Origin of the sequence: Vibrio sp. YT-15 (assembly GCF_033337445.1) — a bacterium.
Lineage (GTDB): Bacteria > Pseudomonadota > Gammaproteobacteria > Enterobacterales > Vibrionaceae > Vibrio > Vibrio alginolyticus.
Map to the genome: position 1 here is coordinate 477,930 of NZ_JAWOQR010000003.1, position 9,557 is coordinate 487,486.

Below are 9,557 nucleotides of genomic sequence, written 5' to 3' on the forward strand. Positions count from 1 at the left end.
CTTAGTTTAATCAGCGTCTTTCGCTAATCTCAGCCCCATGTCGGACATGATGACTGACTGGCTAGCAAAATCGCGACGATAGTTTTCGGATTCGTCAGCATCATAGGCAAAGCTACCACCTCGTACAGACTTGTGTGCAAGGCTTTCTTTTTCATCTTTTGCGTTTACCGGATTATCACTTGGTGCTGATTTGTAATAGCCTTCATCAAACGCATCAATAACAAACTCACCAACATTACCCGTCATATCGTATAAGCCAAGCTCATTCGGTTTTTTCTGACCTACCTTGTGTGCCTTATTGTTTGAGTTACTGGCATACCAGGCAACGTCGTTAATATCATCAGACCCCGCGTAAGTGAATCCTTGACTTAGATTCCCCCCTTTCGCTGCAAACTCCCATTCTGCTTCTGTGGGTAAACGATAGTGCTCTCCCGTTTTTTCATTCAATTTCTTTATAAAATAATTGGCTTGTTGCCAGCTAATGTTATTCACGGGCGTATTTGGGTTTCTAAAATAACTCAGAGAAGAGCCTGTAACCGATTCGAATAACTCTTGGGTTACCTCAAATTTTGCCAAATAGAAATCTTCCACGCGAACGGTGCGGGCCGGGCGCTCGGATTTATTTGCTGATGGATTATCCGAGCCCATCGTAAATTGTCCGCCTTCAATAAGAACCATATCTTGATCGATTTTTTGAGCAAGAGGGCTAGGTTGTGTTGTTGCACATCCAGTCATAATTAGCGAAATCGAAATAGCGGCACCAAGGTAAAGAGTATTACTTTTGGAATGCTTCATAGGGGAGCTCCATCAACATTTATGATCAAAGAATTTTATCAGGCAAGTCTATGAAAAACAGTTATACACACTATAACAAGCGCCACGAATAATTGAACATTATCATCACACTAGGCGATTAACTTAATAATTAGTCTTAACGCCGTTGGGCACAGGCTAGCAACTAAGAAGGTGATGAATGCACATAACTCAAGGTCCGCAGTTCAATGGAAAAGCATCCAAGCGATTACATGTCATGGCGAAACCTATCGGTGCAGTGTGCAATATCGATTGCACCTATTGTTATTACCTAAGCAAACAAGATTTACTTGAGTACAAGCCAGGCTGCTCACCAGTCATGGATGAGGAAACGCTAGAGACCTATATCCGTCAATATATAGCGGGACAGAATACACCTGAAATCATTTTCTCTTGGCAGGGTGGTGAGCCGACAATGCTAGGTTTGGATTATTTCAAGACAATTGTTGAGCTACAGAATAAATACCGTCCCGATGGCATTACGATCTCCAATGATCTCCAGACTAATGGCACACTGCTTAACGATGAATGGTGTGAGTTTTTAAAGGCGAACAACTTTCTCGTCGGTTTAAGCATTGATGGTCCAGAAATGATGCACAACGCTTATCGAACAAACCGAGCTGGTAGAGGCACATTCCGGCAAGTTATGAATGCGGTTGAACTATTACATAAGCACGAAGTAAAGTTTGCTACGCTCACTTGTGTTAACAACTTGACCAGCCGTAACCCACTTGAAGTGTACCGATTCTTGCGAGATGAAGTACGCTCCCCTCAAATGCAGTTTATTCCAATAGTTGAGCAGAAAACATTCAGAACAACCGCCCCTCAAACTTGGGAGCCAAACGAGCAACTAAAGCAAGGAGATAAACGGTTGATCCCAGGTCATAAAGATGCCGTTGTTGAGCCTTTTTGCGTTGCGGATGAAGCATGGGGAAATTTTCTGATCGCGATTTTCAATGAATGGGTTTTACACGATATCGGCAACGTGTTTGTTCAGTACTTTGAAGCCAGTATCGAAACCTGGATGGGCAGAAAAAACCCACTGTGTACGTTAGGTGAAATCTGCGGGAAAGGCTTAGCAATGGAGCCTAATGGTGATGTGTTTGCGTGTGATCATTACGTGTACCCAGAATATAAGGTTGGAAACATTCATCACGAAAAGCTCGATACGCTCGCTTATAGCTCTGAGCAGCAGAAATTTGGGTTTGCTAAAAGTCGTACGCTGCCCCAACAGTGCCTTCAATGTGATTATCAATTTGCATGTTTTGGAGAATGTCCCAAAAACCGTTTTATCCGTACTAGGCAAGGTGAGCCTGGTCTTAATTATCTCTGCGCGGGTTGGAAGAAGTTTTTTACCCATGTTGATCAGTCGATGGCGTACATCTTACGAGCGACAGGTAACCCAGTGGTTCACGGTAAATACAGTGACCAGATTCTACGCCAGCAAGCTACTCAAACACAGACTGTGTTTGAAATGAAGTTTTAAGATAGTCACTACGCCTGCTACAGGCCCGGAAATGAAAGAATATAGGTTATTGAATGCAAAAAATTAAGCTGCTCTCTAAATCATTACTCGTGATCTCGATCGGCATTGCTACGAGTCAAGCCGTGGTGGCACAAGAAACAACATTGCTAGACCCAGATCAAGTATCGCCGACAACGGTTGTCACTCCACAAGAAGCTCAAATGACACCGGCGCAACGAGTCGAAAAGCTGTCTTATGATGCGCAAAATAAAAAGTTGTCTTCAGAAAAACGTATTGATGCTTTACGTGAGTTAGCCAACTATCCAAGCCAAAATGCATTGGTTGCAGTTGCGCGTGGGTTGCAGGATGAAGATGCAGGTATTCGCGAAGCTGCGATCGTGGGAGCACAACCATATATGATTGAGCACCGTTGGCGTTTGATTTCACCATTATTGAGTGATGACGCCGCCATGGTGCGAATTACAGCAGCGATTAACCTCGTTCGAGATTACGCCAATTTGAGTTCAGAGCAACAGCAGTCACTTGAAGGGCCTGTTTCAGAGCTGACAGTACACTTGTCCAGTAAGAACGATAATGTTTCCAAGTTATTACTTGCAGACGTTTACCGTTGGCATCGTGATTGGGATAAAGCGGCGCTGATATACCCAGAGTTAACTAAGCTTGAGCCAAACAACCCTCAAGTTTGGTTAAGCTATGCAGACAACTTCCGAGCGCAACAGCTAGACCAAAAAGCTATCAACGTGCTTGACGAGGGTATCAAGCTAAATTCAGAAGATGCCTCGCTGCATTATTCTAAATCTCTCGCTTTGGTTAGATTAGACAAAAAGAAAGAAGCGGCGTTTGAAATAGACAAAGCTGCGACGATGGCAAAGACGAACAGTTACTTTTGGTATTTAAATGGTGTTCTGCAAGAAGAGTTAGACTTGAAGAAGTCTGTCAACGCTTTTGAGCAAGCGTATTTGATATCCGGTGCTCCAGAACAATTGTATGCCGTGTGTGACATCTATGTCAGATACGGCAACCCTAAAACGGATGACTGTTTAACAGAGCTAACGAAGGTCGCTCCCGACTATGTTATTGAAGAGCTCAACCAGAAAAAGGGACGTAAAAGTGCCTCTACATCAGTTGAAGCCAATGAACTTAAACTCTAATCGGTAAATTCCATGTTCCTATTTCAATAAAATAGTGAACCAATTTAGTGACGGTGTCACTCTTTGGTGGCCGTTGGATATGTCAGTTCAATATGCGCCTGTTTCAATTGAACTATACTTTTGATTGGATTCGCACCTAGCACCTCAATATAAGGAATTAAGATGGCTATAAAGTTAAAGACGATTGTCTTAGCAACAGGTTTTGCTCTGTCTAGTTACGCTGTTGCTGCTGATATGCAAGATCCACTTCCGTCATGGAACAACACTGACGCTAAGCAAGCTATTATGGCGTTTGTTACGAAAACAACGACCCAAGGTTCGGATTCCTATGTTCCTGAAAGCCAACGAATCGCGACGTTTGATAATGATGGAACACTTTGGGCAGAAAAGCCTGTTTATCTACAGTTGTTTTTTGCGATCGATAGAGTAAAAGAAATGGCCTCTGAGCATCCTGATTGGAAGACAACCGAACCCTTTGCTTCCGCATTAAAAGGTGACATGGAGGGGATTGGTAAACAAGGACTCGAAGGTGTAATGAAGCTTGTTATGGCAACCCATTCTGGAATGTCTACTGAACAGTTTCATCAAGAAGTTAAGGAATGGTTGAAAACGGCTGTCCATCCAACAACGGGTAGACCATACACTGAAATGGTCTATCAACCTATGCTCGAACTGCTCGACTATTTAAGAGCTAACGACTATCAGACCTACATCGTTTCTGGAGGCGGAATTGAATTTATGCGCGTTTGGGCGCCGGAAGTATACGGCATTCCAACGCAAAACATCGTGGGAACGACGTTAAAGGCGGAATATCAAAGTGTTGATGGAAAACCTACCATCCAACGCATGCCGGAAATAGACTTTGTCAATGACAAAGCAGTAAAGCCTGTGACGATCCAAAACTTCATTGGCAAACGTCCGGTAATGGCGTTTGGTAATTCTGATGGTGATTTACAGATGTTAGAGTGGACGAAAGCAGGTTCAGGTCCAAGATTTTCTGCGATTATCCATCACACGGATGACAAGCGCGAATGGGCGTATGATAAAGATTCTCATGTTGGTAAGTTAGATAAATCGTTTAAAGTAGGTGAAGAGCAAGGTTGGCTATTTGTCGATATGAAACAAGATTGGAATCAAGTGTTTAAAGAGAGCACTAAATGATAATCTTTGTTTGATCATAAATTGCTGCAACCAAACAATTGCAACGAAATAAAAGGCCTCACAATTGAGGCCTTAGTTAATTCCACAGTAGCTTCGATACCTAGGGTCTAGTTTCTAGGTTGCTGTGTCATTGTTTCTACCACTTTTTCAATACTTAACGAGCTACCTTTCGTTGCAGGGAACTCCTTAAATGTCTCTAGGAACTTACGCACGATAGCTTGAGCAGGAACGAACATCCACATTTGATCAGCGTAAAAATGTCTGACGTAAAGTGCTGCATCTGGACCGACCTCAAATGGATCCATACGAAGGTTTACAATCAAAGGCCAACTAGGTGTTTTGCGGTATGCCTCATTAATGGCACCCTCCATAATACTGAAGTGGATCTTCCAGTCTTTATAACGAACGGCGTTTAAATTACCACCAGCATCGAAGTAAAAGATTTCTTTGCGTGCGCCTTCATCAGCTTTACCAGTCAGCAGATCAAGTTGGTTGTAGCCATCTAAATGTGCTTTAAAGGTTTTGCCCGCTGCTTTATGACCCTTCAATAGTTTTTCTTTCACATCTGGTTCGCCCACAGCTGCGAGTAGAGTTGGCATCCAGTCTTCTTGTGAAAAGATATCGTTGATAACCGTTCCTGGTTTAATGTTTCCAGGCCAGCGTACCATCATCGGAACGCGGAATCCGCCTTCCCAAGTCGTACCTTTTTCGCCCTTGAACGGTGTAGTACCACCATCTGGCCAGGTAAATTTCTCAGCGCCATTATCGGTACTAAAAACAACAATGGTGTTATCTGCTACGCCTAGCTCTTCAAGTTTATCAAGCATCACACCTACTTGATCATCTAGGTCCATCATGCCATCGGCGTATAAGCCGTAACCTGACTTCCCTTGATATTCTTCACTCAAATGTGTCCAGACGTGCATACGGGTTGAGTTATGCCAAATAAAGAATGGTTTGTCTTCTTTTACTGCTTTTTCCATAAAGGCCAAGCTAGCATCCATGAACTCTCGGTCTACGTTTTCCATACGCTTACGAGTAAGGGGACCTGTGTCCTCGATTTTGCCATCCGCAGTCGCCTTCAACACGCCTCGAGGTCCGAATTTTTTACGAAACTCTGGATCTTTTGGATAAAACTCAGACTCAGGCTCTTCTTCCGCGTTTAAATGGTATAGGTTACCAAAGAACTCATCAAACCCATGGTTAGTTGGTAGGTGCTCATCTTGATCACCAAGGTGGTTTTTACCAAACTGACCAGACACATAGCCGTGATTTTTAAGTAACTCTGCGATAGTAGGATCTTTCGATTGAATACCCTCTTTTGCGCCGGGCATACCAATAGTCAATAGACCGGTACGAAACGGATGTTGACCCAGAATAAATGAGGCTCGTCCGGCAGTACAACTCTGTTGTGCGTAAGCGTCTGTGAAAATGGCACCTTCATTGGCGATTTTATCAATGTTAGGAGTCTTCCCTCCCATCATACCATTGTGATACGCACTAATGTTGTATACACCTACATCGTCACCCCAGAACACAAGGATGTTGGGCTTATCGGCAGCAAAGGCTGTGGACGCAGCTAATGTACCGACCAATGCCATTACCTTTTTAATCGAGTTTCGCATGAAAATCCTCCGCGATAAATGAATCCATTATCGTTATATAACGTTACTAATTGTGTTCATCATGGCGAAGTCGAGTGAGATGACACCAAATGAGACAATGTAGTCAGTTGAATATAGTAGAGGTTTTTTGTTGCTTCCAAGTAATCCCTGTTTTTCAAAAATGTTAACTAACATGGACTAGACTTTAGTGTGTTTTAAGTGTGATAAGACGCACTTACAGGATTGAATTTCAATGAAAGGCGACACTATGAAAAATAAACTAGCAACTATCCTGTTTCTATGTATCCCGTTAGAAGTGGTTGCGGAAGAGACACCAAATGTCGTGGTAATGTTGGTTGATAACCTTGGGTGGGGGGAACTAAGTTCCTATGGGAGTACCAGAGGTGTTGAAACTAAAAACTTAGATCAACTTGCTAGAGAAGGTGTACGCCTTACTAATTTTAATGTGGAACCGCAATGCACGCCAACTCGCTCCTCATTCATGACGGGGAGGCGAGCGCTTAGATCTGGGACAGATAAGGTTGTTTGGGGAGTGCCTTACGGTATGGTGAACTGGGAGATAACCATTGCAGAGAAGTTTAAGGAACAAGGATATAACACGAGCCTTTACGGGAAATGGCATTTGGGAGACCAAAAAAGGCGCTTTCCAACGGATCAAGGCTTTGATGAATGGTATGGCATTGCAAATACGACGGATGAGTCAGAATATAGCTCTCAACCCGGTTATAAAGCTATATTACCTAAACCTCAAATCCTTTCAGCTAGAGCAGGGCAGGATCCTAAAGGGGTCAAAGAATATAATTTGGACTCACGTAGAACGATTGATAGTGAGCTAGTTGAACATGCCACAAATTTTATAAATCGAAATGTGAAAGAGAATAAGCCATTTTTCTCTGTAATTACTTTTACTCAACCACATTTACCGACGCTACCTCATCCTGATTTTATTGGTAAAACAGGTAAAGGAAATTACTCAGATGTGTTAGCTGAGATAGATTTTCGAGCTGGGCAAGTTATTGGTGCAATAGAAAAAGCAGGAATTAAAGACAATACACTAGTGATTTGGTTTTCTGACAACGGTCCAGAGTGGCATATGCCATACCAAGGCTCTAGCGGGCCATGGCGTGGTGCATACTTTACGGCTCTTGAAGGCTCTCTCCGAACACCATTTATTGCCTCTTGGCCTAACCACATCAAACCGGGCAGAGTGAGTGATGAAATTATCCATGTTGTGGATCTATTTGCCTCACTTTCTCATGTCGGTGGATACAAATTACCAAGCGATAGAACAATAGATAGTATTGATCAGTGGGCCTTTTTAAAGGGAGATAGTGAAAAGTCTAATCGAGATGGTTTTATCGTTAACAATGGATCTGAAACCTACGCTTATAAGTGGGAAAATTACAAGATGCACTTTATTGATCAAGATATCATGCCGGAGAAAGGGCGCCCATTACAGATCCCTGAAATATACAATTTGATTGATGACCCTAAAGAGGAGTTTGATTTAAGAAATAATGCCACATGGTTATTTCCTATCATGATAGGAAAGAGAGTAAAGTTTGAATCTTCCGTTTCAACAAGCTGCGATACGATTCCTTTCCCTGCTCCATTTGGATATGAGCCCGATTGTAGCAAGGGGAATTTCAATCAATTTCCAGTGGATGGGTTACGCCAGAAGTAGTTTACCCCAATGGCTCTTTCTCGCATACATGAGGTATGTTTTTGGTTCAATATCTCATTAGAGCCATTTAGGGCCATGTTTTTTCTAGTTTCATTTGAACAGTCATATTCGTCGACCATACTTAAAGTTCGTTGTTTCATATGGGGCGAATTATGCAGCCAATACTCTACATTCAAATCGGTAATGTTCTTTGGGCGGTTTTAAGTGACGGTTCTTGGATCCAAATGTTGCCCAACGAACAATTAGTTCCAGAAGTAGAGGTGGTTGTTCTTAATACTGACATTCTCGATATTGCATTTAATGAAGATACAACAAGTGAGGATGAATCGAGTTCGAATGATCTTTTAATTGCATCTCAAAACGGTATTGAATCCACTTTTAATCAGAGCGTTCGAGATTTTAGTGAGTCTTCTGGTGGGTTAAGTTTTGTTGCCTATATTCGCGCTGTTTTACCTGAGCAACTCGTTTCTAATGGCTATGTTACTAGGCCAGCAGTGCAAGAAAGAGAGAACCCAACTTCTGAGACTCAGGCTCCTGAGCGGTTGAATCCCGATGCTATATTAACGGTGGATATTCTTGATGGCGGTGATGGATACGAAAACCAGTTTGAAGTTCCTAGTGTCACGATTCAAGGTGACGCACTCAAGATAAGCGATGAGTGGCTTGTTACTATCACCATTACCGATAGCCTCAATAATTCTATTACTGTTACAACGACCGTAGAGAACGAGTCTTATACCCTATCAGGCGTTGATCTGTCTTCTCTTGCCGAAGGGCCGCTTACGGTGACTTCTGTGGTTTCTGACATTTATGGCAATAACCTGAACGCCGTCGATACGACCATTAAAGATACGCTTGCAACGGTGAACGTCAATTTTGATGGTGGAGGGGATGAGTATTTAAATCAGTACGAAATCGCGACTACTCGCCTCGAAGGGACGATTGAAAACATTGAAGATGGCCAGCGTATCCAAGTTACGGTAACCGACTCGTTAGGAGCGGTCATAAACTTAGAAACAGTGGTGACTGGTGGAAGTTGGTCTCTGGACGACGTTGACCTTTCTGGATTGTCTGAAGGTACGCTGACCGTTGTTGCTGAGAGTATAGATATAGCGGGCAACCCTGCAACCAGTGAAAACACCATCATCAAAGATACGCTCGCAAGTGTGACGGTGGACGTTGACGATGGCGGAGACGGCTATTTAAACATTGAAGAGCGCCAATCTGTCACTTTGTCAGGGCAAGTCAGTGATGTTGAAAATGGTCAGACGGTTTCTGTCACGGTTCAAGACAGCTTGGGGGCGATGCTCTCGTTCAATGCCGTTGTCGTTGATGGTATGTGGCAAGTCGAAGGGGCGAACTTATCCACGTTAGCCGATGGGGCGTTAACCGTATCAGCCTCCGTGAATGATGTGGCGGGCAACCAAGCGAAAGCGATGGATGAGGCTACGACCATAGATGCCACTGCTCCCACCATTGATATCGATACGGATTTTTATATTAGCGGTGGTCTTGCCATTGATGATTTCCGTGAGGGTATAGTCACGGAAATGAGAGGAGCAACCAGTGGTGTAGAGCAAGGTCTGGCGGTGACGATTCGGGTAAGTGACGGAGACAGCACGCTGAATTTTACTGGC

6 protein-coding genes and 1 pseudogene are annotated in these 9,557 nt (G+C 43.3%); 5 read left to right on the plus strand and 2 right to left on the minus strand.

Annotation, left to right across the window (positions count from 1 at the left end; genetic code table 11):
• Positions 1-6: 6 nt before the first annotated feature.
• Entirely contained in the window at positions 7-735 is a 729-nt protein-coding gene (locus tag R7D93_RS09155; RefSeq protein ID WP_372034459.1) for a formylglycine-generating enzyme family protein, read from the minus strand.
• A gap of 238 nt (positions 736-973) precedes the next feature.
• Between R7D93_RS09155 and R7D93_RS09160 the strand changes: the two genes are divergently transcribed.
• The 3 genes from R7D93_RS09160 to R7D93_RS09170 all read left to right on the plus strand — a co-directional run bounded on the left by R7D93_RS09160 (position 974) and on the right by R7D93_RS09170 (position 4,611).
• The gene (locus R7D93_RS09160) at positions 974-2,299 is read left to right on the plus strand and encodes an anaerobic sulfatase maturase (RefSeq protein ID WP_213885335.1); all 1,326 of its coding nucleotides are present in this window, start codon (positions 974-976) and stop codon (positions 2,297-2,299) included.
• 53 nt (positions 2,300-2,352) lie between these two features.
• On the plus strand, positions 2,353-3,450 hold the full coding sequence (locus R7D93_RS09165; protein ID WP_170897110.1) for a hypothetical protein: 1,098 nt from the start codon (positions 2,353-2,355) through the stop codon (positions 3,448-3,450).
• Positions 3,451-3,612: 162 nt separating this feature from the next.
• Complete coding sequence (locus R7D93_RS09170) at positions 3,613-4,611, plus strand: HAD family hydrolase (protein WP_005385672.1); 999 nt, start codon at positions 3,613-3,615, stop codon at positions 4,609-4,611.
• A 107-nt stretch (positions 4,612-4,718) separates the two neighbouring features.
• Here the strand turns inward: R7D93_RS09170 and R7D93_RS09175 are convergent, their stop codons facing one another.
• Positions 4,719-6,236 carry an arylsulfatase gene (locus tag R7D93_RS09175; protein ID WP_005377761.1) on the minus strand — a complete coding sequence of 506 codons (1,518 nt, stop codon included), beginning with the start codon at positions 6,234-6,236 and terminating at the stop codon, positions 4,719-4,721.
• A 247-nt stretch (positions 6,237-6,483) separates the two neighbouring features.
• Here R7D93_RS09175 and R7D93_RS09180 point away from each other — a divergent pair, with 247 nt between their 5' ends.
• A complete protein-coding gene (locus R7D93_RS09180) occupies positions 6,484-7,920 on the plus strand; it encodes an arylsulfatase (protein ID WP_225495603.1) in 1,437 nt (478 codons plus the stop codon).
• Between the two features lie 152 nt (positions 7,921-8,072).
• Positions 8,073-9,557: pseudogene (locus R7D93_RS09185) on the plus strand (RTX toxin); the annotation flags it as partial.